Below are 25933 nucleotides of genomic sequence, written 5' to 3'. Positions count from 1 at the left end.
CATTTTCTTTTTTACAGGGTGCATTTACGCCTATGAAGCCTTCTATCGTTGCCAAACTGGAAGCCCTGCATGAACGCCATGAAGAAGTTCAGGCGCTGCTGGGTGATGCGCAAACCATCGCTGACCAGGAACGTTTTCGCGCATTATCTCGTGAATATGCGCAGTTAAGTGATGTTTCGCGCTGTTTCACCGACTGGCAACAGGTTCAGGAAGATATCGAAACCGCACAGATGATGCTCGACGATCCTGAAATGCGTGAGATGGCGCAGGATGAACTGCGTGAAGCTAAAGAAAAAAGCGAACAACTGGAACAACAACTTCAGGTTCTCTTGCTGCCAAAAGATCCTGATGACGAACGCAACGCCTTTCTCGAAGTGCGTGCCGGAACTGGTGGTGATGAAGCCGCATTATTTGCAGGCGATCTGTTCCGTATGTATAGCCGTTACGCAGAAGCCCGTCGCTGGCGCGTGGAAATCATGAGCGCCAGCGAGGGCGAGCATGGTGGCTATAAAGAGATCATCGCCAAAATCAGTGGCGATGGTGTGTATGGTCGCCTGAAATTCGAATCTGGCGGTCATCGCGTGCAGCGTGTTCCTGCTACGGAATCGCAAGGTCGTATTCATACTTCTGCTTGTACCGTTGCGGTAATGCCAGAGCTGCCTGACGCAGAACTGCCGGACATCAACCCGGCAGATTTGCGCATTGATACTTTCCGCTCTTCAGGGGCAGGGGGGCAGCACGTTAACACCACCGATTCGGCAATCCGTATTACTCACTTACCAACCGGTATTGTTGTTGAATGTCAGGACGAACGTTCACAACATAAAAACAAAGCTAAAGCACTTTCTGTACTTGGTGCTCGCATCCACGCAGCAGAAATGGCAAAACGCCAGCAGGCGGAGGCGTCTACCCGTCGTAACCTGCTGGGCAGTGGCGATCGCAGCGATCGTAATCGTACCTACAACTTCCCGCAGGGGCGCGTCACTGACCACCGTATCAACCTGACGCTCTACCGTCTGGATGAAGTGATGGAAGGTAAGCTGGATATGCTAATTGAACCGATTATCCAGGAACATCAGGCTGACCAACTGGCGGCGTTGTCCGAGCAAGAATAATGGAATATCAACACTGGTTACGTGACGCAATAACCCAACTTCAGGCGAGCGAAAGCCCACGGCGCGATGCTGAAATCCTGCTGGAGCATGTTACCGGCAAGGGGCGTACTTTTATTCTCGCCTTTGGCGAAACGCAGCTGACTGACGCGCAGTGTGAGCAACTCGACGTACTGCTGGCGCGTCGTCGTGCAGGTGAACCTATTGCTCATTTAACCGGTGTGCGTGAATTTTGGTCGTTGCCGTTATTTGTTTCGCCAGCGACCTTAATTCCCCGTCCTGACACGGAATGTCTGGTGGAGCAGGCACTGGATCGGTTACCTGAACAGTCTTGCCGTATTCTCGATCTCGGTACGGGCACCGGGGCAATTGCGCTGGCGCTGGCTAGCGAGCGCCCGGACTGCGAAATTACCGCTGTAGATCGTATGCCCGATGCCGTCGCCCTGGCACAACGTAATGCCCAGCATCTGGCGATCAAAAATATCCACATTCTGCAAAGCGACTGGTTTAGCGCGCTAGCCGGGCAGCAGTTTGCGATGATTGTCAGCAATCCGCCGTATATTGACGAGCAGGACCCACATCTTCAACAAGGCGATGTCCGCTTTGAGCCGCTCACTGCGCTGGTTGCGGCAGACAGTGGAATGGCAGACATCGTGCATATCGTCGAACAGTCGCGTAACGCGCTGGTATCCGGCGGCTTTCTGCTTCTGGAACATGGCTGGCAGCAAGGGGAAGTGGTTCGACAGGCATTTATGCAGGCGGGTTATCGTGATGTCGAAACCTGCCGGGACTACGGTGATAACGAGCGCGTGACGCTTGGTCGCTATTATCGATGACAAGTTTTACTACGCTGCTTAGCGTTCATCTCATTAGCGTTGCGCTTTCTGTTGGGCTATTAACCTTACGTTTCTGGCTACGTTATCAGGAGCATCCTCAGGCATTTGCTCGCTGGACGCGCATTGCGCCGCCGGTTATTGACACGGTGTTATTGTTAAGCGGCGTGGCGCTAATGGCTAAAGCGCACATCCTGCCATTTTCCGGGCAGGCACAATGGCTGACTGAAAAGCTGTTTGGAGTTATCATTTATATCGTTTTGGGTTTTATTGCTCTCGATTATCGTCGGGTGCACAGTCAGCAGGTGCGCATTATTGCCTTCCCGCTGGCGCTGGTGGTGCTGTACATCATCATTAAACTCGCCACCACAAAAGTACCGTTACTGGGGTAAGTCATGAGATCGTTAGCTGATTTCGAATTTAATAAAGCGCCGCTGTGCGAAGGCATGATCCTGGCTTGCGAAGCAATCCGCCGCGATTTTCCCTCGCAAGATGTATACGACGAACTGGAGCGTCTCGTTAATCTGGCGAAGGAAGAAATTAGCCAGCTTCTGCCTTTAGAAGAGCAGCTGGAAAAATTGATCGCGCTGTTTTACGGCGAATGGGGATTTAAAGCCTCACGCGGTGTTTATCGTCTTTCCGATGCACTATGGTTGGATCAGGTGTTAAAAAATCGGCAGGGCAGTGCGGTATCATTAGGCGCCGTTTTGGTGTGGGTCGCTAATCGTCTCGATTTGCCGCTGATGCCGGTGATTTTCCCGACGCAGCTTATATTGCGCATTGAATGTCCGGATGGCGAAATTTGGTTGATTAACCCTTTTAACGGTGAATCGTTAAGCGAACATATGCTGGATGTATGGTTAAAGGGAAATATCAGCCCGTCGGCGGAACTGTTTTATGAAGACCTGGATGAAGCCGATAACATTGAGGTTATCCGCAAACTATTGGATACGCTGAAAGCGTCGCTGATGGAAGAAAATCAGATGGAACTGGCATTACGCACCAGCGAGGCCTTATTACAGTTCAACCCTGAAGATCCGTATGAAATTCGCGATCGTGGGTTGATTTACGCGCAACTGGATTGCGAACACGTTGCGTTAAATGATTTAAGTTATTTCGTTGAACAGTGTCCGGAAGACCCGATCAGCGAAATGATTCGTGCGCAAATTAATAACATCGCGCATAAACATATTGTGCTGCATTAATTAATCGACATTTTACTTAAGATTAAGGCGATCCTATGAAACAAAAAGTGGTTAGCATTGGCGACATCAACGTAGCAAATGACCTGCCGTTCGTGCTGTTTGGCGGTATGAACGTGCTGGAATCTCGCGATCTGGCGATGCGCATTTGCGAACACTACGTAACCGTGACCCAGAAACTGGGTATCCCTTACGTGTTCAAAGCCTCTTTTGACAAAGCCAACCGCTCCTCTATCCACTCTTATCGTGGACCGGGCCTGGAAGAAGGGATGAAAATCTTCCAGGAATTGAAGCAAACTTTTGGCGTGAAAATTATCACCGACGTTCACGAACCAAGCCAGGCACAGCCAGTTGCTGATGTTGTGGATGTGATCCAGTTACCGGCATTTCTCGCTCGTCAGACTGACCTGGTGGAAGCCATGGCGAAAACCGGTGCGGTAATTAACGTCAAGAAACCGCAGTTTGTCAGCCCGGGTCAGATGGGTAACATCGTTGATAAATTCAAAGAAGGCGGCAACGATAAAGTGATTCTTTGCGATCGCGGCGCTAACTTTGGCTATGACAACCTGGTTGTCGATATGCTGGGTTTCAGCATTATGAAGAAAGTGTCTGGTAACTCGCCGGTGATTTTTGACGTGACCCACGCACTGCAATGCCGCGATCCGTTTGGCGCTGCTTCCGGCGGTCGTCGTGCTCAGGTGGCTGAGCTGGCACGAGCCGGTATGGCGGTAGGTCTGGCGGGGCTGTTTATTGAAGCTCATCCGGATCCGGAACATGCGAAATGTGATGGCCCATCCGCGCTGCCGCTGGCTAAACTGGAACCGTTCCTCAAGCAGATGAAAGCGATTGATGATCTGGTGAAAGGTTTCGAAGAACTGGATACCAGCAAGTAATCTTTTTTGCTTGAAAAATAAAGTGTTAGCGTTCTGCGTTAAGACTTTTTTCATGGGTGCCAGATACAAAAAAGGCCACAGGCTGTTACCCCTGCGGCCGGTTTCGGGCGCATATTGCCATCACGGCAGCCTGACGCCCGTTTTCGCCTTACTTCCGGTTACGCCACCAGCTGACAATCGCTGCGGTAATAATTCCCGCCAGGATCGGTGCTGCCAGGTCGTGCCAGAAAGTCATGGCAAACTGCGCGAGCGTCATATAGCCGCCTTGTTGTAATGACAACATTTTGCGGCTATTCTTGAATTGTTGATGGTTCAAGATTAGCCCCCGTTCTGTTGTCAGGTTTTACCTCTCAACGTGCGGGGGTTTTCTCTTTCCAGCAACCAATGCCACCAGGGATAAAGCCCCCGCAACATTGCGCCTCACCGGATAACGCCGGCTTGGTGTGGATACTACGTCTCAAGCCTTCTTTACTTCACCACTGAAACGTTCGTAATGAAGAGTACATTCCAGCTTTTCATCAACTGTTGCAGTGCTTTCTTGCATGTTGTGGTGCAGGCTCGCAATTATGTCTGACGAATTGTTCAGAATAACTGAAGAAAGGAACCGGGCAGGTATTTTTATTATCTCCCCCAGCTTCCGCCGCCAGGGGGAGATATCAATGTCAGGCAAATATTGTCATCAAATAGGCGGCAAAGAGAGCCAGATGTGCCGCGCCGTTGAGTACGTTAGTACGTCCGGTGGAGAAGGAGATATGGCACAGCACCAAAGAGGCTACCATCACCACCATTTCTGGCGCACCAAGCGCAAACTGCAATTCATTGCCTGTCATAAAGGCGATCAGCGTGACGACAGGTACGGTAAGTGAAATGGTTGCTAACACCGAACCAAAGAACAGATTCATCGCGCGCTGGACCTGGTTGTTTAATACCGCTTTTAACGCCCCTAAGCCTTCCGGCGAAAGAATCAATAGCGCCACCAGGAAACCGGTAAAGGCCACCGGAGCATTCATGCTGGTGAGCAGTGTTTCCAGCGGACTGGCGTTCATTTTGGTAACCGCTATCACCGCAATTAAATGGATAATCAACCAGACGGCATGCCACAGGCTGCTATGGGCAGACGGTTTACCATGGTGCGGATCGTCATCATCACTGTCATCTTCATGTTCATAGACAAACAGACTCTGATGCGTTTTGGTCTGAATTAGCAAAAATACGCCGTACATTGCTGCGGAAATTAATGCCACCAGCAACGCCTGACCAGTTGAAAAATTCGCCGCAGGCAGAGCCATCGGGAATACCAGCACAATAATTGCCAATGGAAACAGGGCGATTAAATACTGTTTAATACCAAACAGATTCATATATTGGGTGGCAAATTTGCGCCCGCCCAACAGTAATGAAAAACCAACCAGTCCACCAGTAACAATCATAATGATTGAATAGAGTGTATCTCGCATTAACGTCGGCGCCGCATCGCCGGTCGCCATTAAGGCTGATATCAAACTGACTTCAAGAATAACCACGGAAAGGCTAAGAATAAGAGAGCCATAAGGTTCCCCCAGTCGATGGGCTAATACGTCCGCATGACGGACAACACTAAAGGCGCTGCTTAAAATACCAATAAGCGCAAGAAGATTGATGCCTATGACCACTGGTAGTGTTTGACTGCTTCCCCACAGGAACAGCACTACCAGCGCCAGAACCGGGAAAATAAGCGAGGTCTCCTTGTGGCGGGTTTTTACCGCCTCGTGAGCATTTGTCATTATGGTTATCCTTTGCAGATGAATTTGTCGAAAATGTAATAAATAGGCAGAAAAAATAACAGAAAGTGTCTGGATATCGGTAACATTTTACGAAATTTTACCCCGCTGTCGCTTTTTTACTCTTTGGGGTATAAAAATAATCAACGTGTTTAGACAATGTTTGTATTAGCACCTCTTAAGAAGAGTCTGACGTGAAAAGTCTTATATGCTGGCAAGCGTGGATATTGTTGACCACACTTAAAGTTCACCTTTAAAAAAGGAGTCAACAATGCCGTATAAAACAAAAAGCGATCTGCCGGAAAATGTAAAACACGTTCTACCGTCCCATGCCCAGGATATCTATAAAGAGGCATTCAACAGCGCCTGGGATCAATATAAAGATAAAGAAGATCGGCGTGATGATGCCAGTCGGGAGGAGACAGCGCATAAAGTGGCCTGGGCAGCAGTGAAACATGAATATGCTAAAGGGAGTGATGATAAATGGCATAAAAAGTTATAACTCCCGGTGATGAGTTAAAGCTATTCGTGCGGCGTCGCCTTGCAAGTGGTCTGCAGATTGCATATTGTCCCGGTAATGGTTCCAAAATGAGCAGTAAAAATGTCTGGAAGACACCAAAAAGTTGTCGCAGGGAAGTATGCAGTGGCGGAGGTATAAGGTGATAACGCGGGATTTCTTGATGAATGCCGATTGTAAAACGGCATTTGGCACTATTGAAGAATCACTCTTATGGTCGGCAGAACAGCGGGCAGCCTCGCTGGCAGCTACGCTGGCTTGTCGTCCTGATGAGGGGGCGGTGTGGATCTTCGGTTATGGATCGTTGATGTGGAATCCGGCGCTGGAGTTTATCGAGTCCTGTACCGGTACGCTGGTTGGGTGGCACCGGGCGTTCTGTCTGCGTCTGACCGCCGGAAGGGGGACGGCACACCAGCCGGGAAGAATGCTTGCTCTGAAAGAGGGCGGCCGCACCACGGGAGTGGCGTATCGCTTGCCGGAAGAGACGCTGGAGCAGGAACTGACCTTGCTGTGGAAGCGGGAGATGATTACCGGCTGCTATCTGCCAACCTGGTGTCAGCTTGATCTTGATGACGGGCGCACAGTCAACGCGCTGGTGTTTATTATGGATCCGCGCCATCCTGAATATGAGTCCGATACCCGAGCTCAGGTGATTGCTCCGTTGATTGCTGCGGCGAGTGGTCCACTTGGAACCAATGCACAGTATTTATTTTCTCTGGAACAAGAGCTCAACAAACTGGGGATGCAGGATGACGGGCTGAATGATTTACTGGTGTCGGTGAAAAAACTGCTGGCGGAGAATTTCCCGGATGGTGTCTTACGGCCCGGTTTTGCCTGATGAAACTGTTATCACAGCGGGGCGTTTCTGTAACCTTGAGCGCCCCATACTGCAATTAAAACGTGAGCACTTTATCGGCAACCAGCGTCCATTGCGCCAGTTCGACCAGTGTGCCAATTTCAACTCCATCAATCAGCGGAAGTGGGCTGATACCGCGACCATCGGTGCAGGTTTTGCACAATTTCACAGGCACATTTTGTGCAGTGAGGATCTCGAGCATTTGCTGAATATTGTAGCCTTCCCCCGGTTTTTGTCCGCGTAATCCGGCAGTTACCGCATCAGACATCAGAAACAAACGCAGATCCAGGTTGCTCTCCTGTTCCCGTAGCGCAATGGCCAGCCGCAGGCTATTAAATAAGGATTCGCTCCCGTAGGGCGCGCCATTGGCAACGATCACGATTTTTTGCATTACTCACTCCTGTATTCAGATAATTAGATTTTCGACTTCTATCTTACTGCTTTTACGCTGTCTGACCAATTTGCCACATTTTTAGGATTTTCCATAAAGCATGAGAAAGTACGAGAAAAGTTACCAGTAATCGTTATTCTATAAAGTAATGGGTGTTCATTTTTACCGGAAATTACTGACGTTTTGAGCCGTATCGTCTCTCGTGTTACCCCACTTTATTTACTCTTGCTGCTGGCAGGCGGTATAGCTAGCGCACAGCCATCCGTTGAGCAGCAATCGGTAAATCCTTTTGATAACGATAAGGATGGTCTGCCGGACTTAGGAATGGCACCGGAAAATCATGACGGTGAAAAACACTTCGCCGAAATCGTGAAAGATTTTGGTGAAACCAGTATGACTGATAACGGTCAGGATACAGGCGAACAGGCAAAAGCCTTCGCGCTGGGAAAAGTCCGTGATGCGCTCAGTCAGCAGGTTAATCAACATGTGGAGTCCTGGCTTTCGCCGTGGGGGAACGCCAGTGTTGACGTTAAAGTGGATAACGAAGGGCATTTTACCGGCAGCCGGGGGAGCTGGTTTGTACCGTTGCAGGATAACGAGCGTTATCTTACATGGAGCCAACTTGGGCTCACCCAGCAGGACGATGGTCTGGTAAGTAACCTTGGCATTGGTCAACGCTGGAGGCATGGCACATGGTTGATGGGATACAACACGTTTTATGACAACTTGTTAGATGAAAATCTTCAGCGGGCAGGGGTTGGCGCTGAAGCCTGGGGAGAATATCTGCGTCTGTCGGCAAATTATTATCAGCCTTTTGCCTCATGGCATGAACAGACTGCCTCGCTCGAGCAGCGTATGGCACGTGGTTATGATCTGACTGCCCGGATGCGAATGCCGTTTTACCAGCATCTCAACACCAGTGTCAGCCTCGAACAATATTTTGGTCAGCGTGTCGATCTGTTTAATTCTGGTACGGGTTATCATAATCCTGTCGCCATGAGTCTGGGGCTTAATTACACCCCTGTTCCACTCGTTACTATGACCGCTCAGCATAAACAAGGCGAAAGTGGAGAAAGCCAAAATAATCTCGGGCTGAATATTAACTACCGCTTTGGTGTGCCACTAAACAAACAACTTTCTGCTGGCGAAGTTGCTGAGAGTCAGTCGTTGCGCGGCAGTCGCTATGACAATCCGCAGCGGAATAATCTGCCGGTCATTGAGTATCATCAGCGTAAAACCTTAACGGTATTTCTGGCGACGCCCCCCTGGGATCTTAAACCTGGTGAAACGGTGCCGCTGAAATTACAAATCCACAGTCGTTACGGTATTCGACAATTGATCTGGCAAGGGGATACACAGATGTTAAGTCTGACATCGGGAGCCACAGCCAATAGTGCGGATGGCTGGACGCTGATCGTGCCGGACTGGCAAAGTGGAGAAGAGGCGACCAATCGATGGCGCTTGTCGGTGGTGGTGGAAGATAACCAGGGACAGCGTGTCTCTTCCAATGAGATCACGCTAACGCTTGCCGAACCTTTCGATGAAATGGCAAAGGACGAACTGCGCTGGGAACCATAATCAGAAAATACGTTCCTGATGCACCCATACTGCGGCTTCCACACGAGATTTAAGCTTCATTTTTTTCAGCATGTGCTTCACGTGCACTTTGACCGTGCTTTCAGTGATGTCCAGGCGACGGGCGATCATCTTATTCGGTAAGCCCTGAGCAATCAGTTTCAGAATATCGCGCTCGCGCGGCGTTAACTGGTTGACGTCGCGTTCAGTCGTGGCGCGGTTAGCACGCAGGCTGGCGGCCAGAACAGGGGTTAACGCCTCGCTTAATACCATTTCACCAGCTGCAGCCTGGTGTAACGCTTTCAACAGATCTTCCGGCTCCATATCTTTTAACAGATAACCATCTGCGCCGCGTTTCAGCGCGGTGACGACGTCCTCTTCATGATTAGAGACGCTGAATACCACAATGCGACCGGATAAAGATTTTTCGCGTAGTTTATCCAGCGTTTCCAGACCGTTCATGCCGGGCATATTCAGATCAAGCAGAATCAGATCAGGATCGAGAGATTCCGCAAGTAAAATACCCTGCTCGCCATTGCTCGCTTCGCCAACCACAGTGATATCGGGGGCCATGCTGATAAGCTGTTTTACGCCAGTTCGCAGCATCGGGTGATCGTCGATCAGCAGGATAGTAGCCGGTTCCTGATTACTCATGGATATCTCCTTGGACGTCTGTGAAAGTTTTTTCGGGAATAAAAGTGACCACCACTTCGGTGCCACCTGATTCACGACGGCGGACGCGACAGTCGCCACGCAGACTTTGCGCACGGTCACGCATAATTATCATGCCGTAGTGATTGCTGCGGATGGCATTTTCAGGCACCCCGCAGCCGTTATCCTGGACGGTCAGTTTGACCTGATTATCGTTTTGCGCCACCGTCACAACGACCTCGCTCGCTTGCGAATGTTTGAGGGCGTTACTTAATGCCTCACGGGCAATTTGCAACAGATGGATTGCCTGATGCGAGGGCACCAGACGCGGTGGCAACTGGTAATCCAGCTTCACCGGGAAGCCAAATTTGGCGCTGTACTCTTCACAACTTGCCTCCAGTGCCGGGCGTAATCCCGGTTCTGTGAGCTGCAAACGGAATGTGGTGAGCAACTCACGCAACTGCGCCCATGACGCATTCAGTTCGTTACGGATCTGGCTTAACAGTTCGCGGCTGCTTTCTGGCAGTGCGTCGCCTTGCATCTGTAAACAACTCACCTGCATCTTCATACAAGAGAGAGATTGGGCAATAGAATCATGTAGTTCGCGCGCAATGGTGGCACGCTCTTCCATCACGATCAACTGCTGCTGGCGTTCCTGATGGCGATCCAGCGCCAGAGTGGCGGTTAATTGTTCGACCAGCGTATCCACCAGTTGCTGTTGATCATGGCTCAGATGGCGCCCCTGAGGCAGGGTCGCCAGCAAAATGCCGTACTGCATATGGGAATCTGCCAGTCGCCATTTCAGGGTAGTGCCGCGATCACCAACGGGTAATACCCCGCGCGGGCAGAGTTGGCAGCCTTTGTCGTCGCAGGTCATATCCGGCTGGCAGGTGAACTCCTGATGATTCTCTTCATCTTCAGTGTCATATACACGCAGTTCGATATCACGCAGCAGGGTTAAATTTTGCAATCCGTTGAGTACAGGTGACAGGCGTTCACACAGTGGGGCGCGAGAATGCAAACGACGGTTAGCCTGCCACAAAAACGAGAGTATTTGATTTTTATGCTCCAGCCCGGCGGTTTTCTCCTGTACCCGATGCTCAAGTACGGCATAACTCTCCGCCAGTTCCGCAGACATATTGTTCAGTGCCGTTCCGAGCATTGCCATTTCGTTGCGCCCGCTGATATTCGCCCGCTGGGTAAAATCGCGATGGCTGACGGCACTCGCCATCGCCAGCAATTGCCGCCACGGCTGTAGCAGCCGTGCCCGCAGCCATATGATGGTAAATACCAGCAGAAGTGCCATAAACACAGCCATCACCCGATGAACCAGTACGACCGTCTCAATGCGCATTTCTGTGGTGCGGTCAAAACCAGACACCAACTGATCAAGCCCGGCGACAAACTGGCTGACGTCAGCCGACACCGTTTCGCGGCTTTGTGCGTGTAGCAGCGCAGGAATCAGCTCATGGCGCCAGTAATCCTGCAAACCCTGTAATTGCGCCAGTTGCCCGTCTCGTTCTGCTGCTCGAGTTAATTCGGTGCTAAATGCCGTTTGTTCCATCTCTTTGATTAAGGGCTTGTCTTTCTCGCTTAATGGTACTGCCGCCAGTAGCCGGTAAGTTTGCATACGCAGCGATCCCGCTTTGTTAATAGCATGGGCGCTGCCCTGAACGCCTTGTACCAGCCAGCCAGAAACCGCCATCCCCGCCAGTCCAATAGCGGTAGAAAGCAAAACAATAAGCGCAACCTGATTAACCAGGGTGAGCGGAGAGAGACAACGTTTAAGCATGTAAACCTCTTCCTTCAGGCTTTGAATGAGCAATAACCTTAATGAATGTGACGATACATTCTGGAATGGCGTTATTCTCGGCTATTGGCTGAAGTATACCCATACCTGGAAAGAGTTACTCCTTATTTGTCGTGTGGTTAGTCGATTTACATCAGTAAGGGTAGGGATTTTACAGTACTGTGAAAAATCTCATAATTTTTATGAAATCTCCGTACTCACTATGGGTAATCATAAATATCAATGATAGATAAAGTTATCTTATCGTTTGATTTACATCAAATTACCTTTGGCTACAGACACTAAGGTGGCAGACATCGAAACGAGTATCAGAGGTGTCTATGAGTCACTCATCCGCCCCCGAAAGGGCTACTGGAGCTGTCATTACTGATTGGCGACCGGAAGATCCTGCGTTCTGGCAACAGCGCGGCCAGCGTATAGCCAGCCGCAATCTGTGGATTTCCGTTCCCTGTCTGCTACTGGCGTTTTGTGTATGGATGTTATTCAGTGCCGTCGCGGTAAATTTACCGAAAGTCGGCTTTAATTTTACGACCGATCAGCTGTTTCTTTTGACCGCACTACCTTCGGTTTCTGGCGCATTATTGCGTGTGCCATACTCCTTTATGGTTCCAATCTTCGGTGGTCGTCGCTGGACGGCGTTCAGCACCGGCATTCTCATTATTCCTTGCGTCTGGCTGGGTTTTGCCGTGCAGGACACCACTACGCCATACAGCGTATTCATCATTATTTCTCTGCTGTGCGGCTTTGCTGGCGCGAACTTCGCATCCAGTATGGCAAACATTAGCTTCTTCTTTCCCAAGCAGAAGCAGGGTGGTGCACTGGGGCTGAATGGTGGTCTGGGCAACATGGGCGTTAGCGTCATGCAGCTGGTTGCTCCGCTGGTGGTATCACTGTCAATTTTTGCTGCATTTGGCAGCCAGGGCGTAACACAGCCGGATGGCACCGAGCTGTATCTGGCTAACGCGTCCTGGGTATGGGTGCCGTTCCTCGCCATCTTCACCATTGCAGCATGGTTTGGCATGAACGACCTTGCTACCTCGAAAGCCTCTATCAAGGAGCAGTTGCCAGTACTCAAACGGGGTCATCTGTGGATTATGAGCCTGCTGTATCTGGCAACCTTCGGTTCCTTCATCGGTTTCTCTGCGGGTTTTGCCATGCTGTCAAAAACGCAGTTCCCGGATGTACAGATCCTGCACTACGCCTTCTTTGGGCCGTTTATTGGCGCACTGGCGCGTTCTGCGGGGGGAGCATTGTCCGACCGTCTCGGCGGTACTCGGGTCACGCTGGTGAACTTCGTGCTGATGGCGATTTTCAGTGGCCTGCTGTTCCTCACCTTACCGACTGACGGGCAAGGCGGAAACTTCATGGCATTCTTTGCGGTCTTCCTGGCGCTGTTCCTGACGGCGGGGCTGGGTAGTGGCTCCACCTTCCAGATGATTTCCGTGATCTTCCGTAAACTGACGATGGATCGCGTGAAAGCAGAAGGCGGTTCTGACGAACGTGCCATGCGTGAAGCGGCAACCGACACTGCGGCGGCGCTGGGCTTCATCTCCGCGATTGGCGCTATCGGTGGCTTCTTTATCCCGAAAGCGTTCGGTAGCTCACTGGCATTAACAGGGTCGCCAGTCGGTGCAATGAAAGTATTTTTGATTTTCTATATCGCCTGCGTAGTAATTACCTGGGCGGTATATGGTCGACATTCTAAAAAATAAATCGTAATATTTGATTATCCTTTGCGCGGCATAATGTCGCGCTTTTTTTATTTGTCATTTAGTTACAACATACTTATAGAGAGATGATTATTTCAACGGCGTCAATTAAGCACCATTAATATGTCATCCATGGGGGATACTCCTTAATACCCATCTGTATAAAAATCCGAAGTGATTAAATGACATTGGATGTAAAAAACATTAATTTACAATAAGTTGGATAATAAATATCAATTACCCCAAAGAGGTATATTAGGAATTTACTTTATTTTTCATCCCCACCACTCTTGATCGTTATCAATTCCCACGACGTTTCAGAGCGTTACCTTCGTTTTAAACATTAGCAATGTCGATTTATCAGAGAGCCGACAGGCTCCCACAGGAGAAAACCGATGAGTAAATTCCTGGACCGGTTTCGCTACTTCAAACAGAAGGGTGATACCTTTGCCGATGGGCATGGCCAGCTTCTCGATACCAACCGTGACTGGGAGGATGGATATCGCCAGCGTTGGCAGCATGACAAAATTGTCCGCTCTACCCACGGGGTAAACTGCACCGGCTCCTGCAGCTGGAAAATCTACGTTAAAAACGGTCTGGTGACCTGGGAAACCCAGCAGACTGACTATCCGCGTACTCGTCCGGATCTGCCAAACCATGAACCTCGCGGCTGCCCGCGCGGTGCCAGCTACTCCTGGTATCTCTATAGCGCCAACCGTCTGAAATACCCGATGATGCGCAAACGCCTGATGAAAATGTGGCGTGAAGCGAAGGCGCAGCATAGCGATCCGGTTGAGGCATGGGCTTCTATTATCGAAGACGCCGATAAAGCGAAAAGCTTTAAGCAGGCGCGTGGACGCGGTGGTTTTGTTCGTTCTTCCTGGCAGGAAGTGAACGAACTGATCGCCGCGTCTAACGTTTACACCATCAAAAACTACGGCCCGGATCGTGTCGCTGGCTTCTCGCCAATTCCGGCAATGTCGATGGTTTCTTACGCATCAGGTGCTCGCTATCTTTCGCTGATTGGCGGTACTTGCTTAAGCTTCTACGACTGGTACTGCGACCTGCCTCCTGCGTCTCCGCAAACCTGGGGCGAGCAAACTGACGTACCGGAATCCGCTGACTGGTACAACTCCAGCTATATCATCGCCTGGGGCTCTAACGTTCCGCAGACCCGTACCCCGGACGCTCACTTCTTTACCGAAGTGCGTTACAAAGGCACCAAAACCGTTGCCGTCACGCCGGACTACGCTGAAATCGCCAAACTGTGCGATCTGTGGCTGGCACCGAAACAGGGCACCGACGCAGCAATGGCGCTGGCAATGGGTCACGTGATGCTGCGTGAATTCCATCTCGATAACCCAAGCCAGTATTTCACCGATTATGTGCGTCGCTACACCGACATGCCGATGCTGGTAATGCTGGAAGAGCGCGACGGTTATTACGCTGCGGGTCGTATGCTGCGTGCCGCCGATCTGGTTGATTCGCTGGGTCAGGAAAACAACCCGGAATGGAAAACCGTCGCCTTTAATACGCAAGGTGAAATGGTTGCGCCGAACGGTTCGATCGGTTTCCGTTGGGGCGAGAAGGGCAAATGGAATCTTGAGCAGCGCGACGGCAAAACCGGCGAAGAAACCGAGCTGCAACTGAGTCTGCTGGGTAGTCAGGATGAGATTGCCGAAGTGGGCTTCCCGTACTTTGGCGGCGACGGCACGGAACACTTCAACAAAGTGGAGCTGGAAAACATTCTGCTGCACAAGCTGCCGGTAAAACGCCTGCAACTGGCTGATGGCAGCACCGCACTGGTGACCACCGTTTATGATTTGACGCTGGCAAACTACGGCCTGGAGCGTGGTCTGAACGACGTTAACTGCGCAACCAGCTATGACGACGTGAAAGCCTACACCCCGGCCTGGGCCGAGCAGATCACCGGTGTTTCTCGTAGCCAGATTATCCGCATTGCCCGTGAATTTGCCGACAACGCTGATAAGACGCACGGTCGTTCAATGATTATCGTCGGTGCGGGGCTGAACCACTGGTATCACCTGGACATGAACTATCGCGGTCTGATCAACATGCTGATTTTCTGCGGCTGTGTCGGTCAGAGCGGGGGCGGCTGGGCGCACTATGTAGGTCAGGAAAAACTGCGTCCGCAAACCGGCTGGCAGCCGCTGGCGTTTGCCCTTGACTGGCAGCGTCCGGCGCGTCACATGAACAGCACTTCTTATTTCTATAACCACTCCAGCCAGTGGCGTTATGAAACCGTGACTGCGGAAGAACTGCTGTCGCCGATGGCGGATAAATCCCGCTATACCGGACACCTGATCGACTTCAACGTTCGTGCAGAACGTATGGGCTGGCTGCCGTCTGCGCCGCAGTTAGGCACTAACCCGCTGACTATCGCTCGTGAAGCAGAAAAAGCGGGGATGAATCCGGTGGACTATACGGTGAAATCCCTGAAAGAGGGTTCAATCCGTTTTGCTGCGGAACAGCCGGAAAACGGCAAAAACCATCCGCGTAACCTGTTTATCTGGCGTTCTAACCTGCTGGGCTCTTCCGGTAAAGGTCATGAGTTTATGCTCAAGTACCTGCTGGGGACGGAACACGGTATCCAGGGTAAAGATCTGGGGCAGCAGGGCGGCGTGAAGCCGGAAGAAGTGGACTGGCAGGATAACGGTCTGGAAGGCAAGCTGGATCTGGTGGTGACGCTGGACTTCCGTCTGTCGAGCACCTGTCTCTATTCCGACATTATTTTACCGACGGCGACCTGGTACGAAAAAGACGACATGAATACTTCGGATATGCATCCGTTTATTCACCCGCTGTCTGCGGCGGTCGATCCGGCCTGGGAAGCGAAAAGCGACTGGGAAATCTACAAAGCCATCGCGAAGAAATTCTCCGAAGTGTGCGTCGGTCATCTGGGTAAAGAAACCGACATCGTTACGCTGCCAATCCAGCACGACTCCGCCGCCGAACTGGCGCAGCCGCTGGATGTGAAAGACTGGAAAAAAGGCGAATGCGATCTGATCCCAGGTAAAACCGCACCGCATATTATGGTGGTTGAGCGTGATTATCCGGCCACTTACGAACGCTTTACCTCTATCGGCCCGCTGATGGAGAAAATCGGTAACGGCGGTAAAGGGATTGCCTGGAACACCCAGAGTGAGATGGATCTGCTGCGTAAGCTCAACTACACCAAGGCTGAAGGCCCGGCGAAAGGCCAGCCAATGCTCAACACCGCAATTGATGCGGCAGAGATGATCCTGACGCTGGCACCGGAAACCAACGGTCAGGTAGCCGTGAAAGCCTGGGCGGCACTGAGCGAGTTTACCGGTCGTGACCATACGCATCTGGCGCTGAATAAAGAAGACGAGAAGATCCGCTTCCGCGATATTCAGGCACAGCCGCGCAAAATTATCTCCAGCCCGACCTGGTCTGGTCTGGAAGATGAACACGTTTCTTACAACGCCGGTTACACCAACGTTCACGAGCTAATTCCGTGGCGCACGCTCTCTGGTCGTCAGCAGCTGTATCAGGATCATCAGTGGATGCGTGATTTCGGTGAAAGCCTGCTGGTTTATCGTCCGCCGATCGATACCCGTTCGGTGAAAGAAGTGATGGGACAGAAATCTAACGGTAACCCGGAAAAAGCTCTGAACTTCCTGACGCCGCACCAGAAGTGGGGGATCCATTCCACTTACAGCGACAACCTGCTGATGCTGACTTTAGGTCGCGGTGGTCCGGTGGTCTGGCTGAGCGAAGCCGATGCTAAAGATTTGGGTATTGCCGACAACGACTGGATTGAAGTCTTCAACAGCAATGGTGCGCTGACTGCCCGTGCGGTTGTCAGCCAGCGTGTTCCGGCAGGGATGACCATGATGTACCACGCGCAGGAACGTATCGTTAACCTGCCGGGTTCGGAAATCACGCAGCAGCGTGGGGGGATTCATAACTCGGTCACCCGTATCACGCCGAAACCGACGCATATGATCGGTGGCTATGCCCATCTAGCATACGGCTTTAACTACTACGGCACCGTAGGTTCTAACCGCGATGAGTTTGTTGTAGTGCGTAAGATGAAGAACATTGACTGGTTAGATGGCGAAGGCAATGACCAGGTACAGGAGAGCGTAAAATGAAAATTCGTTCACAAGTCGGCATGGTGCTGAATCTCGATAAGTGCATCGGCTGCCACACCTGTTCAGTTACCTGTAAAAACGTCTGGACCAGCCGCGAAGGCGTTGAGTACGCGTGGTTCAACAACGTGGAAACCAAGCCGGGTCAGGGGTTCCCGACCGACTGGGAAAACCAGGAAAAATACAAAGGCGGTTGGATCCGTAAAATCAACGGCAAACTGCAACCGCGTATGGGTAACCGCGCGATGCTGCTGGGTAAAATCTTCGCCAACCCGCATTTGCCGGGGATCGACGATTATTACGAGCCGTTCGATTTTGATTATCAGAACCTGCATACCGCGCCGGAAGGCAGCAAATCGCAGCCGATTGCCCGTCCGCGTTCGCTGATTACTGGCGAACGGATGGCGAAAATCGAAAAAGGGCCGAACTGGGAAGATGACCTGGGCGGCGAGTTTGACAAACTGGCGAAAGACAAGAACTTCGACAACATCCAGAAGGCGATGTATAGCCAGTTCGAAAACACCTTCATGATGTATTTGCCGCGTCTGTGCGAACACTGCCTCAACCCGGCATGTGTGGCGACCTGTCCGAGCGGGGCTATCTACAAACGTGAAGAAGATGGCATCGTACTGATCGATCAGGATAAATGCCGTGGCTGGCGTATGTGCATCACCGGATGCCCGTACAAAAAAATCTACTTCAACTGGAAGAGCGGTAAATCTGAGAAGTGCATCTTCTGCTATCCGCGTATTGAAGCCGGTCAGCCGACGGTGTGCTCAGAAACCTGTGTGGGTCGTATCCGTTATCTTGGCGTGTTGTTGTACGATGCCGACGCTATTGAACGTGCAGCCAGCACCGAGAACGAGAAAGATCTCTACCAGCGTCAGCTGGAAGTGTTCCTCGATCCGAACGATCCGAAAGTCATTGAGCAAGCGATTAAAGACGGTATTCCGCTGAGCGTTATTGAAGCCGCACAACAGTCGCCGGTGTATAAAATGGCGATGGAATGGAAACTGGCGCTGCCGCTGCATCCGGAATATCGCACATTGCCGATGGTCTGGTACGTGCCGCCTCTGTCACCGATTCAGTCTGCGGCAGACGCGGGCGAACTGGGCAACAACGGCATTTTGCCAGACGTAGAAAGCCTGCGTATCCCGGTTCAGTACCTGGCGAATCTGCTGACCGCCGGTGATACCCAACCGGTACTGCTCGCGTTGAAACGTATGCTGGCAATGCGTCATTACAAACGAGCTGAAACCGTTGACGGTAAAGTTGATACCCGTGCGCTGGAAGAGGTCGGCCTGACCGAAGCCCAGGCACAGGAGATGTACCGTTATCTGGCGATTGCAAACTATGAAGATCGCTTTGTGGTGCCGAGCAGCCATCGTGAACTGGCGCGGGAAGCCTTCCCGGAGAAAAATGGTTGCGGCTTTACCTTTGGTGACGGCTGCCACGGTTCAGATACCAAATTCAATCTGTTCAACAGCCGTCGTATCGATGCCATCGACGTGACCAGTAAAACGGAGCCGCATCCATGATCGAACTCGTGATTGTATCGCGTCTCCTTGAATATCCGGATGCTGCCTTATGGCAGCATCAACAAGAGATGTTTGAGGCGATTGCCGCGTCGGAAAATCTGTCAAAAGAGGATGCCCATGCGCTGGGCATTTTCCTGCGCGATTTAACTGCGATGGATCCGCTGGACGCTCAGGCGCAGTACAGCGAACTGTTCGACCGTGGTCGTGCCACGTCGCTGTTACTGTTTGAACATGTGCACGGCGAATCCCGCGATCGTGGTCAGGCGATGGTGGATTTGCTGGCGCAGTACGAGCAGCACGGCTTGCAGTTAAACAGTCGTGAACTGCCGGATCATCTGCCGCTGTATCTGGAGTACCTGGCGCAGCTGCCGCAAAGCGAAGCCGTGGAAGGTTTGAAAGATATCGCGCCGATTTTGGCGTTGCTAAGTGCTCGTCTGCAACAGCGTGAAAGCCGTTATGCAGTGCTGTTTGATCTGCTGCTGAAACTGGCGAATACCGCTATCGACAGCGACAAAGTGGCGGAAAAAATTGCCGATGAAGCGCGCGATGATACGCCGCAGGCGCTGGATGCTGTCTGGGAAGAAGAGCAGGTTAAATTCTTTGCTGACAAAGGCTGCGGTGATTCGGCAATCACTGCTCATCAGCGTCGCTTTGCCGGTGCCGTCGCGCCGCAATATCTGAATATCACCACCGGAGGACAGCACTAATGCAATTCCTGAATATGTTCTTCTTTGATATCTACCCGTACATTGCCGGGGCGGTCTTCCTGATTGGTAGCTGGCTGCGCTATGACTACGGGCAGTACACCTGGCGCGCGGCGTCCAGCCAGATGCTGGATCGCAAAGGGATGAACCTTGCGTCTAACCTGTTCCATATCGGAATTCTGGGGATTTTTGTCGGTCACTTCTTCGGTATGCTGACGCCGCACTGGATGTATGAAGCGTGGTTGCCGATTGAAGTGAAACAGAAAATGGCGATGTTTGCTGGTGGTGCCAGCGGCGTGCTGTGCCTGATTGGCGGTGTGCTGTTGCTAAAACGCCGCCTGTTCAGCCCGCGCGTGCGTGCAACGACTACCGGAGCGGATATCCTGATCTTGTCGCTGCTCGTTATCCAGTGTGCGCTGGGGCTGCTGACCATTCCGTTCTCCGCTCAGCATATGGACGGTAGCGAGATGATGAAACTGGTTGGCTGGGCGCAGTCGGTAGTGACCTTCCACGGTGGCGCTTCTCAGCACCTTGATGGTGTCGCGTTTATTTTCCGTTTGCACCTGGTGCTGGGGATGACGTTATTCCTGCTGTTCCCGTTCTCGCGTCTGGTGCACATCTGGAGCGTACCGGTGGAGTATCTGACACGAAAATATCAGCTGGTGCGTGCTCGCCACTAAGCGAAATTTAGTTCACATAGACCCTGCTTCGGCGGGGTTTTTTGTTTTGTGTAAAAGTGTGCAGACCTAAAAACAGGCATGACGAATTCTGTGTGACAACAAGAAATAAATGGTTAGTAAATTGGTTTAGAAGAGTATTTTCAGGAAGTAATGGTGGTGGGGGAAGGATTATTCGTCGCTTCGCTCCTCACCCTTCGGGCCGTTGCCTGCGGCAACGTTCTCTCGCTTTCGCTCGAGTCGAACCTTAATCGAAGGTTCTCACCCTTCCTCGATGAGTGCAAAGATTAACAATCTCACCGAAGTTACCACATCGCTGTGGTGAATAATGGTGGTGGGGGAAGGATTCGAACCTTCGAAGTCGATGACGGCAGATTTACAGTCTGCTCCCTTTGGCCGCTCGGGAACCCCACCAGGGGAAAATCAAATTGTAGGTAATGCTGAAGATGGTGTGGGGGAAGGATTATTCGTCGCTTCGCTCCTCACCCTTTGGGGCGTTGCCTGCGGCAACGTTCTCTCGCTTTCGCTCGAGTCGAACCTTAATCGAAGGTTCTCACCCTTCCTCGATGAGTGCAAAGATTAACAATCTCACCGAAGTTACCACATCGCTGTGGTGAATAATGGTGGTGGGGGAAGGATTCGAACCTTCGAAGTCGATGACGGCAGATTTACAGTCTGCTCCCTTTGGCCGCTCGGGAACCCCACCACGGGGCAATACTTTTTACTGGCCTGCTCCCTCATTGGGAAGCGGGGCGCATCATACCAAATGACACGCTGCTGTAAAGCGTTACGTTGAGAAAAATGAACTGGTTGCGTAATTTTCATCCGTAACGGATTAAAGGCAACCAGTTCTTTTTGCTGGCGATTAAAGAATAATCGTCCGGTTACCGTAAACAAACACACGTTGCGCCAAAACCTGGTAAAGGGCGCGGCTTAATACGTTTTTCTCGACGTCACGACCTGCCCGCATCATATCTTCGGCTGTATAAGTGTGATCCACATGAATAACGTCCTGCATAATGATTGGACCTTCATCCAGATTGTCATTTACATAGTGTGCCGTTGCGCCAATTATCTTCACGCCGCGTTCATAGGCCTGATGATACGGACGAGCCCCAATAAACGCCGGCAGGAATGAGTGGTGAATATTGATAATTTTATTCGGGAAGCGCGCCACAAATTCCGGCGTTAATACGCGCATATACTTCGCCAGCACAACGTAATCAGGCTGATAAGCATCAATGGCATCCGCCATCTTTTGATCGTGCTCGTTGCGACTTAATCCTTCATGGCTGACCAGTTCAAATGGAATATCAAAACGTTCAACCAGCGAACGCAAGGTATCGTGGTTGCCGATGACTGCCGCGATTTCCACATCCAGTCCACCGTAATTGGCTTTCATCAGCAGATCGCCAAGGCAATGCGCTTCTTTAGTGACCAGAATGACTATCCGGCGACGACCGGCGGGATTTAGTTCGCGCACAGAGCCTTCCGGCAATGCGCTATCGAGATCCGCCAGCAGGGTCGAATCATTAAAAATGCCTTCCAGTTCCGTGCGCATAAAAAAGCGTCCGGTACGATGATCAACAAATTCATTGTTCTGCACGATATTTAACTCGTGCTTGTAGCAAATATTCGTAATGCGCGCGATCAGACCTTTTTGATCCGGACAAATAGTACGCAGAACTTTTCGTTGGAGTGAGTGCATTGCTGGAAAAACCTTGTTGAGAGTGTTTGCTAAACCGTACCGTCAACCATTATTGGCCGCAGCACTTTTTAAATTTTTTACCTGAACCACAAGGGCAGGGATCGTTGCGGCCAAACTGTGGACGTGTACCGTCAATATAGTACCACTGACCGTTTTCTTTCAAAAATCGCGAACGTTCAATTATCGCTCCTGTTTTACCCTGTTCGGCAAATCGAGCAACGAAGCTAACATAACCTACGTTATCTCCTTCGTGATATGAACGCTCAAATACGGTCAGCCCTAACCATTCGGTATGCGCAAATCCGGCAATCAATTCGGCACGTAACGCCGCTGCGCCACAGGACGGATGCCAGGTCTTAATTAAATAATCTGCGTCCTGCATCACAAAAGCGCAGTAACGCGAACGCATGAGATGTTCTGGATCAGGTGCGACCTTTTCACCAGACACATAACGGTGGCAACATAGGCTATACTCGACAGCACTACCACAGGGACAAAGCTCAGACACAAATAATCTCCCTGGAAACAATAACGGCGTATTAATCGCCTGCGTAGCACTATGTTAACCGAGCAGTAGCGATGTGGCTACGGCTGCATTCCAGGGGAAGCCTTCAGGAACAATGAGAAAGATAAAAATAGGGCTGGCGCTAGGATCTGGCGCGGCGCGAGGATGGTCGCATATTGGCGTCATTAACGCGCTTAAAAAAATGGGCATTGAAATAGATATCGTCGCTGGATGTTCAATCGGTTCGCTGGTGGGCGCTGCTTTTGCATGCGATCGCCTGACCGCGCTTGAACAGTGGGTTACCTCTTTTAGCTATTGGGATGTTTTACGGCTGATGGATCTTTCCTGGCAGCGTGGTGGATTGTTGCGCGGTGAGCGTGTGTTCAACCAGTACCGCGAAATAATGCCGGAAACAGAGATCGAAAATTGTTCACGCCGTTTCGCTGCGGTTGCCACTAATTTAAGCACGGGGCGAGAACTCTGGTTTACCGAAGGCGACCTCCATCTTGCTATTCGTGCATCATGCAGCATCCCCGGCCTGATGGCGCCGGTCGCTCATAACGGCTATTGGCTGGTTGATGGCGCAGTTGTTAATCCGATTCCTATTTCCCTCACGCGTGCGATGGGCGCTGATATTGTGATTGCGGTCGATCTGCAGCACGATGCTCATTTAATGCAACAAGATCTCCTTTCATTTAATGTCAGTGAAGATAATGGCGAGAACGACGATCCTCTCCCGTGGCATGCGCGTCTGAAAGAACGATTAGGCAGTATAACGGCACGTCGGGCAGTGACTGCGCCAACCGCAACAGAGATTATGACCACGTCTATCCAGGTGCTGGAAAACCGTCTTAAACGAAACCGTATGGCTGGGGATCCGCCTGATATTCTGATTCAACCTTTATGCCCGCAGATATCCACTCTGGATTTTCATCGTGCAAATGCTGCCATTGCGGCAGGACAATTAGCGGTAGAGAAGAAAATGGATGAACTTTTACCGCTGGTTCGAACCAACGTTTTGACCTGATTTTTTATCTACACTTAAGTTAATTCTGACAGGCACTGATGGCAATAGCATGTCACTATTGAATAAAGCCAGTCAGGGGAGAGAACATGACGCAGCCATTGGTCGGAAAACAGATTCTCATAGTTGAAGATGAGCCAGTCTTTCGCTCGCTTCTGGATTCATGGTTTTCCTCATTGGGAGCAACAACAGTACTGGCGGCTGATGGGGTGGATGCCCTTGAGCTACTGGGAGGTTTTACACCCGATCTGATGATATGTGATATTGCAATGCCAAGAATGAACGGCTTAAAACTGCTGGAACATATACGCAACCGGGGAGACCAAACCCCGGTTCTGGTGATTTCTGCTACGGAAAATATGGCAGATATTGCGAAAGCATTACGGCTGGGTGTGGAAGATGTTTTGCTGAAACCAGTTAAAGATCTTAATCGCTTGCGTGAGATGGTTTTTGCTTGCCTGTATCCCAGCATGTTTAACTCCAGGGTTGAGGAAGAAGAAAGGCTTTTTCGCGATTGGGATGCAATGGTCGATAATCCGACAGCCGCCGCGAAATTATTGCAAGAATTACAACCACCGGTTCAGCAGGAGATTTCCCATTGTCGGGTTAATTATCGCCAACTCGTTGCTGTTGATAAACCTGGTCTGGTACTTGATATTGCTGCACTTTCGGAAAACGATCTGGCTTTTTATTGCCTTGATGTAACCCGTGCTGGACATAATGGCGTCCTTGCAGCCTTGTTATTACGTGCGTTGTTTAATGGCTTATTACAGGAACAGCTTGCGCACCAGAATCAACCTTTGCCTGAGTTAGGCGCGTTATTGAAGCAGGTAAACCATTTACTACGCCAGGCCAATCTGCCCGGTCAATTTCCTCTATTAGTCGGCTATTATCATCGTGAATTAAAAAATCTCATTCTGGTATCCGCAGGCTTGAATGCGACGTTGAATGCGGGTGAACACCAGATTCAAATCAGTAATGGCGTTCCGTTAGGAACATTAGGCAACACTTATTTGAATCAATTGAGTCAGAGATGTGATGCCTGGCAATGCCAAATTTGGGGCGCTGGTGGAAGGCTACGTTTGATGCTGTCTGCGAATTGAGCAAACGATAATTTGGGATAAAATTGCATTACCTGCTAATGTCTGCTGGTGGTACTATCGTCGCCATTCGTATAAGTAATTGTCTTAATTATGTTAACTCGCTTCCTTTTCGGAACCAGGCGTCGCCAGGGTACTGATATACTGGGATGTGATACAGAAATATGAACACGTTCAATACACGAACAGTCCAGGAGAATTTAAATGGCTGCCATTAACACGAAAGTCAAAAAAGCCGTTATCCCCGTAGCGGGATTAGGAACCAGGATGTTGCCGGCGACGAAAGCTATCCCGAAAGAGATGCTACCGCTTGTCGATAAGCCATTAATTCAATACGTCGTGAATGAATGTATTGCGGCGGGTATTACTGAAATTGTGCTGGTGACTCACTCATCGAAAAACTCTATTGAAAACCACTTTGATACCAGTTTTGAACTGGAAGCAATGCTGGAAAAACGTGTAAAACGTCAGCTGCTTGATGAAGTGCAGTCTATTTGCCCGCCGCACGTGACTATTATGCAAGTTCGTCAGGGGCTGGCGAAAGGTTTAGGGCACGCAGTATTGTGTGCTCACCCGGTAGTTGGTGATGAACCTGTGGCTGTTATTTTGCCTGACGTTATTCTGGATGAATATGAATCCGATTTGTCGCAGGATAACCTCGCAGAGATGATCCGCCGCTTTGATGAAACTGGCCATAGTCAGATCATGGTTGAGCCTGTTGCTGATGTGACTGCATACGGTGTTGTGGATTGCAAAGGTGTGGATTTAGCGCCTGGTGAAAGTGTACCGATGGTCGGTGTAGTAGAAAAACCGAAAGCAGATGTTGCACCGTCTAATCTCGCTATTGTTGGTCGTTACGTACTTAGCGCCGATATTTGGCCGCTGCTGGCAAAAACTCCTCCGGGAGCAGGCGATGAAATTCAACTTACCGATGCTATTGATATGCTGATCGAAAAAGAAACGGTTGAAGCCTATCACATGAAAGGGAAGAGCCATGACTGCGGTAATAAATTAGGTTACATGCAGGCTTTCGTTGAATACGGTATTCGTCACAACTCGCTGGGTGCTGAATTTAAAGCCTGGCTTGAAGAAGAGATGGGCATTAAGAAGTAACACCAATAGCGGTGTTTTCTACGAAACGGCATTGAGTTATCAATGCCGTTTTTTTATAGCTTATTCTTATTGGATAGTCTTAAAACGGACAATAAAAAATCCCGCCAATGGCGGGATTT

At 50.7% G+C, this 25933-nt stretch carries 23 protein-coding genes, 2 tRNA genes and 2 other RNA genes; 16 read left to right on the top strand and 11 right to left on the bottom strand.

What is annotated here, in order from left to right:
- The first annotated feature begins 32 nt into the window (after nucleotides 1-32).
- The 5 genes from prfA to kdsA are packed head-to-tail and all read left to right on the top strand — an operon-like array spanning nucleotide 33 to nucleotide 4040.
- A complete protein-coding gene (gene prfA, locus RGV86_RS03330; RefSeq protein WP_000804726.1) occupies nucleotides 33-1115 on the top strand; it encodes a peptide chain release factor 1 in 1083 nt (360 codons plus the stop codon).
- Nucleotides 1115-1948 carry a peptide chain release factor N(5)-glutamine methyltransferase gene (prmC, locus tag RGV86_RS03325; protein WP_085460789.1) on the top strand — a complete coding sequence of 278 codons (834 nt, stop codon included), beginning with the start codon at nucleotides 1115-1117 and terminating at the stop codon, nucleotides 1946-1948. Before prfA ends, prmC begins: the two co-directional genes overlap by 1 nt.
- A complete protein-coding gene (gene sirB2 / locus RGV86_RS03320; protein ID WP_000200410.1) occupies nucleotides 1945-2337 on the top strand; it encodes an invasion regulator SirB2 in 393 nt (130 codons plus the stop codon). Before prmC ends, sirB2 begins: the two co-directional genes overlap by 4 nt.
- A 3-nt stretch (nucleotides 2338-2340) precedes the next feature.
- The gene (gene sirB1, locus RGV86_RS03315) at nucleotides 2341-3150 is read left to right on the top strand and encodes an invasion regulator SirB1 (RefSeq protein ID WP_001257033.1); all 810 of its coding nucleotides are present in this window, start codon (nucleotides 2341-2343) and stop codon (nucleotides 3148-3150) included.
- Nucleotides 3151-3185: 35 nt separating this feature from the next.
- Entirely contained in the window at nucleotides 3186-4040 is an 855-nt protein-coding gene (kdsA, locus tag RGV86_RS03310) for a 3-deoxy-8-phosphooctulonate synthase (RefSeq protein ID WP_000811058.1), read from the top strand.
- A gap of 148 nt (nucleotides 4041-4188) precedes the next feature.
- On the opposite strand, the gene RGV86_RS03305 is transcribed toward kdsA, so the two are convergent.
- Nucleotides 4189-4296 carry a type I toxin-antitoxin system toxin Ldr family protein gene (locus RGV86_RS03305; RefSeq protein ID WP_000170965.1) on the bottom strand — a complete coding sequence of 36 codons (108 nt, stop codon included), beginning with the start codon at nucleotides 4294-4296 and terminating at the stop codon, nucleotides 4189-4191.
- Between the two features lie 406 nt (nucleotides 4297-4702).
- Entirely contained in the window at nucleotides 4703-5803 is a 1101-nt protein-coding gene (gene chaA, locus RGV86_RS03300) for a sodium-potassium/proton antiporter ChaA (protein WP_000180147.1), read from the bottom strand.
- Nucleotides 5804-6071: 268 nt separating this feature from the next.
- On the opposite strand from chaA, the gene chaB reads away from it, so the two are divergent.
- Nucleotides 6072-6302: a putative cation transport regulator ChaB gene (gene chaB / locus RGV86_RS03295; protein WP_001146436.1), complete on the top strand. Its 231-nt coding sequence runs from the start codon at nucleotides 6072-6074 to the stop codon at nucleotides 6300-6302.
- A gap of 157 nt (nucleotides 6303-6459) precedes the next feature.
- Nucleotides 6460-7155 carry a glutathione-specific gamma-glutamylcyclotransferase gene (gene chaC / locus RGV86_RS03290; RefSeq protein ID WP_010351803.1) on the top strand — a complete coding sequence of 232 codons (696 nt, stop codon included), beginning with the start codon at nucleotides 6460-6462 and terminating at the stop codon, nucleotides 7153-7155.
- 55 nt (nucleotides 7156-7210) lie between these two features.
- On the opposite strand, the gene ychN is transcribed toward chaC, so the two are convergent.
- Nucleotides 7211-7564 (bottom strand): DsrE/F sulfur relay family protein YchN, encoded by a 354-nt coding sequence (gene ychN / locus RGV86_RS03285; protein WP_001169665.1) that lies wholly within the window; start codon nucleotides 7562-7564, stop codon nucleotides 7211-7213.
- Between the two features lie 183 nt (nucleotides 7565-7747).
- On the opposite strand from ychN, the gene RGV86_RS03280 reads away from it, so the two are divergent.
- Nucleotides 7748-9142 (top strand): YchO/YchP family invasin, encoded by a 1395-nt coding sequence (locus RGV86_RS03280; RefSeq protein ID WP_085460787.1) that lies wholly within the window; start codon nucleotides 7748-7750, stop codon nucleotides 9140-9142.
- Here the strand turns inward: RGV86_RS03280 and narL are convergent, their stop codons facing one another.
- Both narL and narX read right to left on the bottom strand, forming a co-directional pair.
- Nucleotides 9143-9793 carry a two-component system response regulator NarL gene (gene narL / locus RGV86_RS03275; protein WP_000070495.1) on the bottom strand — a complete coding sequence of 217 codons (651 nt, stop codon included), beginning with the start codon at nucleotides 9791-9793 and terminating at the stop codon, nucleotides 9143-9145.
- Nucleotides 9786-11582, bottom strand: a complete 1797-nt coding sequence (gene narX / locus RGV86_RS03270) for a nitrate/nitrite two-component system sensor histidine kinase NarX (RefSeq protein ID WP_000918092.1) — start codon at nucleotides 11580-11582, stop codon at nucleotides 9786-9788. The genes narL and narX overlap by 8 nt, the downstream gene beginning before the upstream one ends.
- 338 nt (nucleotides 11583-11920) lie before the next feature.
- Here narX and narK point away from each other — a divergent pair, with 338 nt between their 5' ends.
- The 5 genes from narK (at nucleotide 11921) to narI (ending at nucleotide 20367) form a co-directional block, all read left to right on the top strand.
- Complete coding sequence (gene narK, locus RGV86_RS03265) at nucleotides 11921-13312, top strand: nitrate transporter NarK (RefSeq protein WP_016158408.1); 1392 nt, start codon at nucleotides 11921-11923, stop codon at nucleotides 13310-13312.
- Between the two features lie 392 nt (nucleotides 13313-13704).
- A complete protein-coding gene (locus RGV86_RS03260) occupies nucleotides 13705-17448 on the top strand; it encodes a nitrate reductase subunit alpha (protein ID WP_000032861.1) in 3744 nt (1247 codons plus the stop codon).
- On the top strand, nucleotides 17445-18983 hold the full coding sequence (gene narH / locus RGV86_RS03255) for a nitrate reductase subunit beta (RefSeq protein WP_000702656.1): 1539 nt from the start codon (nucleotides 17445-17447) through the stop codon (nucleotides 18981-18983). Before RGV86_RS03260 ends, narH begins: the two co-directional genes overlap by 4 nt.
- Complete coding sequence (gene narJ, locus RGV86_RS03250; protein ID WP_000571678.1) at nucleotides 18980-19690, top strand: nitrate reductase molybdenum cofactor assembly chaperone; 711 nt, start codon at nucleotides 18980-18982, stop codon at nucleotides 19688-19690. The genes narH and narJ overlap by 4 nt, the downstream gene beginning before the upstream one ends.
- On the top strand, nucleotides 19690-20367 hold the full coding sequence (narI, locus tag RGV86_RS03245; protein WP_001160110.1) for a respiratory nitrate reductase subunit gamma: 678 nt from the start codon (nucleotides 19690-19692) through the stop codon (nucleotides 20365-20367). Before narJ ends, narI begins: the two co-directional genes overlap by 1 nt.
- Nucleotides 20368-20518: 151 nt before the next feature.
- Here narI and RGV86_RS03240 read toward each other — a convergent pair.
- The 6 genes from RGV86_RS03240 to RGV86_RS03215 form a co-directional block, all read right to left on the bottom strand.
- A non-coding RNA gene (locus RGV86_RS03240) (RtT sRNA) lies at nucleotides 20519-20650 on the bottom strand.
- 43 nt (nucleotides 20651-20693) lie between these two features.
- A tRNA-Tyr gene (locus tag RGV86_RS03235) sits at nucleotides 20694-20778 on the bottom strand.
- Nucleotides 20779-20811: 33 nt separating this feature from the next.
- Nucleotides 20812-20941: non-coding RNA, RtT sRNA (locus tag RGV86_RS03230), on the bottom strand.
- A 44-nt stretch (nucleotides 20942-20985) separates the two neighbouring features.
- Nucleotides 20986-21070: transfer RNA gene (locus RGV86_RS03225), tRNA-Tyr, on the bottom strand.
- A 159-nt stretch (nucleotides 21071-21229) separates the two neighbouring features.
- Nucleotides 21230-22072, bottom strand: a complete 843-nt coding sequence (gene purU / locus RGV86_RS03220; protein ID WP_000555850.1) for a formyltetrahydrofolate deformylase — start codon at nucleotides 22070-22072, stop codon at nucleotides 21230-21232.
- A 49-nt stretch (nucleotides 22073-22121) separates the two neighbouring features.
- Complete coding sequence (locus tag RGV86_RS03215; protein WP_016158404.1) at nucleotides 22122-22580, bottom strand: YchJ family protein; 459 nt, start codon at nucleotides 22578-22580, stop codon at nucleotides 22122-22124.
- A 112-nt stretch (nucleotides 22581-22692) separates the two neighbouring features.
- Between RGV86_RS03215 and rssA the strand changes: the two genes are divergently transcribed.
- The 3 genes from rssA to galU all read left to right on the top strand — a co-directional run bounded on the left by rssA (nucleotide 22693) and on the right by galU (nucleotide 25814).
- On the top strand, nucleotides 22693-23604 hold the full coding sequence (gene rssA / locus RGV86_RS03210; protein ID WP_010344798.1) for a patatin-like phospholipase RssA: 912 nt from the start codon (nucleotides 22693-22695) through the stop codon (nucleotides 23602-23604).
- Between the two features lie 86 nt (nucleotides 23605-23690).
- Entirely contained in the window at nucleotides 23691-24704 is a 1014-nt protein-coding gene (gene rssB / locus RGV86_RS03205; RefSeq protein ID WP_000193438.1) for a two-component system response regulator RssB, read from the top strand.
- 201 nt (nucleotides 24705-24905) lie between these two features.
- Complete coding sequence (galU, locus tag RGV86_RS03200) at nucleotides 24906-25814, top strand: UTP--glucose-1-phosphate uridylyltransferase GalU (protein WP_000718987.1); 909 nt, start codon at nucleotides 24906-24908, stop codon at nucleotides 25812-25814.
- Nucleotides 25815-25933 lie beyond the last annotated feature (119 nt).

It is taken from the genome of Escherichia ruysiae (assembly GCF_031323975.1).
Classification (GTDB): Bacteria; Pseudomonadota; Gammaproteobacteria; order Enterobacterales; family Enterobacteriaceae; genus Escherichia; species Escherichia ruysiae.
This window is presented reverse-complemented; position numbering and strand designations above follow the sequence as displayed.

Bases quoted from the DNA above. Each gene is read 5' to 3' on its own strand.
- sirB2 (WP_000200410.1), top strand. From the start codon at position 1,945: ATGACAAGTTTTACTACGCTGCTTAGCGTTCATCTCATTAGCGTTGCG.
- RGV86_RS03260 (WP_000032861.1), top strand. From the start codon at position 13,705: ATGAGTAAATTCCTGGACCGGTTTCGCTACTTCAAACAGAAGGGTGAT.
- prfA (WP_000804726.1), top strand. From the start codon at position 33: ATGAAGCCTTCTATCGTTGCCAAACTGGAAGCCCTGCATGAACGCCAT.
- prmC (WP_085460789.1), top strand. From the start codon at position 1,115: ATGGAATATCAACACTGGTTACGTGACGCAATAACCCAACTTCAGGCG.
- narI (WP_001160110.1), top strand. From the start codon at position 19,690: ATGCAATTCCTGAATATGTTCTTCTTTGATATCTACCCGTACATTGCC.
- narK (WP_016158408.1), top strand. From the start codon at position 11,921: ATGAGTCACTCATCCGCCCCCGAAAGGGCTACTGGAGCTGTCATTACT.
- chaA (WP_000180147.1), bottom strand. From the start codon at position 5,803: ATGACAAATGCTCACGAGGCGGTAAAAACCCGCCACAAGGAGACCTCG.
- galU (WP_000718987.1), top strand. From the start codon at position 24,906: ATGGCTGCCATTAACACGAAAGTCAAAAAAGCCGTTATCCCCGTAGCG.
- narX (WP_000918092.1), bottom strand. From the start codon at position 11,582: ATGCTTAAACGTTGTCTCTCTCCGCTCACCCTGGTTAATCAGGTTGCG.
- narL (WP_000070495.1), bottom strand. From the start codon at position 9,793: ATGAGTAATCAGGAACCGGCTACTATCCTGCTGATCGACGATCACCCG.
- RGV86_RS03305 (WP_000170965.1), bottom strand. From the start codon at position 4,296: ATGACGCTCGCGCAGTTTGCCATGACTTTCTGGCACGACCTGGCAGCA.
- purU (WP_000555850.1), bottom strand. From the start codon at position 22,072: ATGCACTCACTCCAACGAAAAGTTCTGCGTACTATTTGTCCGGATCAA.
- chaB (WP_001146436.1), top strand. From the start codon at position 6,072: ATGCCGTATAAAACAAAAAGCGATCTGCCGGAAAATGTAAAACACGTT.
- narJ (WP_000571678.1), top strand. From the start codon at position 18,980: ATGATCGAACTCGTGATTGTATCGCGTCTCCTTGAATATCCGGATGCT.
- rssA (WP_010344798.1), top strand. From the start codon at position 22,693: ATGAGAAAGATAAAAATAGGGCTGGCGCTAGGATCTGGCGCGGCGCGA.
- sirB1 (WP_001257033.1), top strand. From the start codon at position 2,341: ATGAGATCGTTAGCTGATTTCGAATTTAATAAAGCGCCGCTGTGCGAA.
- rssB (WP_000193438.1), top strand. From the start codon at position 23,691: ATGACGCAGCCATTGGTCGGAAAACAGATTCTCATAGTTGAAGATGAG.
- narH (WP_000702656.1), top strand. From the start codon at position 17,445: ATGAAAATTCGTTCACAAGTCGGCATGGTGCTGAATCTCGATAAGTGC.
- ychN (WP_001169665.1), bottom strand. From the start codon at position 7,564: ATGCAAAAAATCGTGATCGTTGCCAATGGCGCGCCCTACGGGAGCGAA.
- kdsA (WP_000811058.1), top strand. From the start codon at position 3,186: ATGAAACAAAAAGTGGTTAGCATTGGCGACATCAACGTAGCAAATGAC.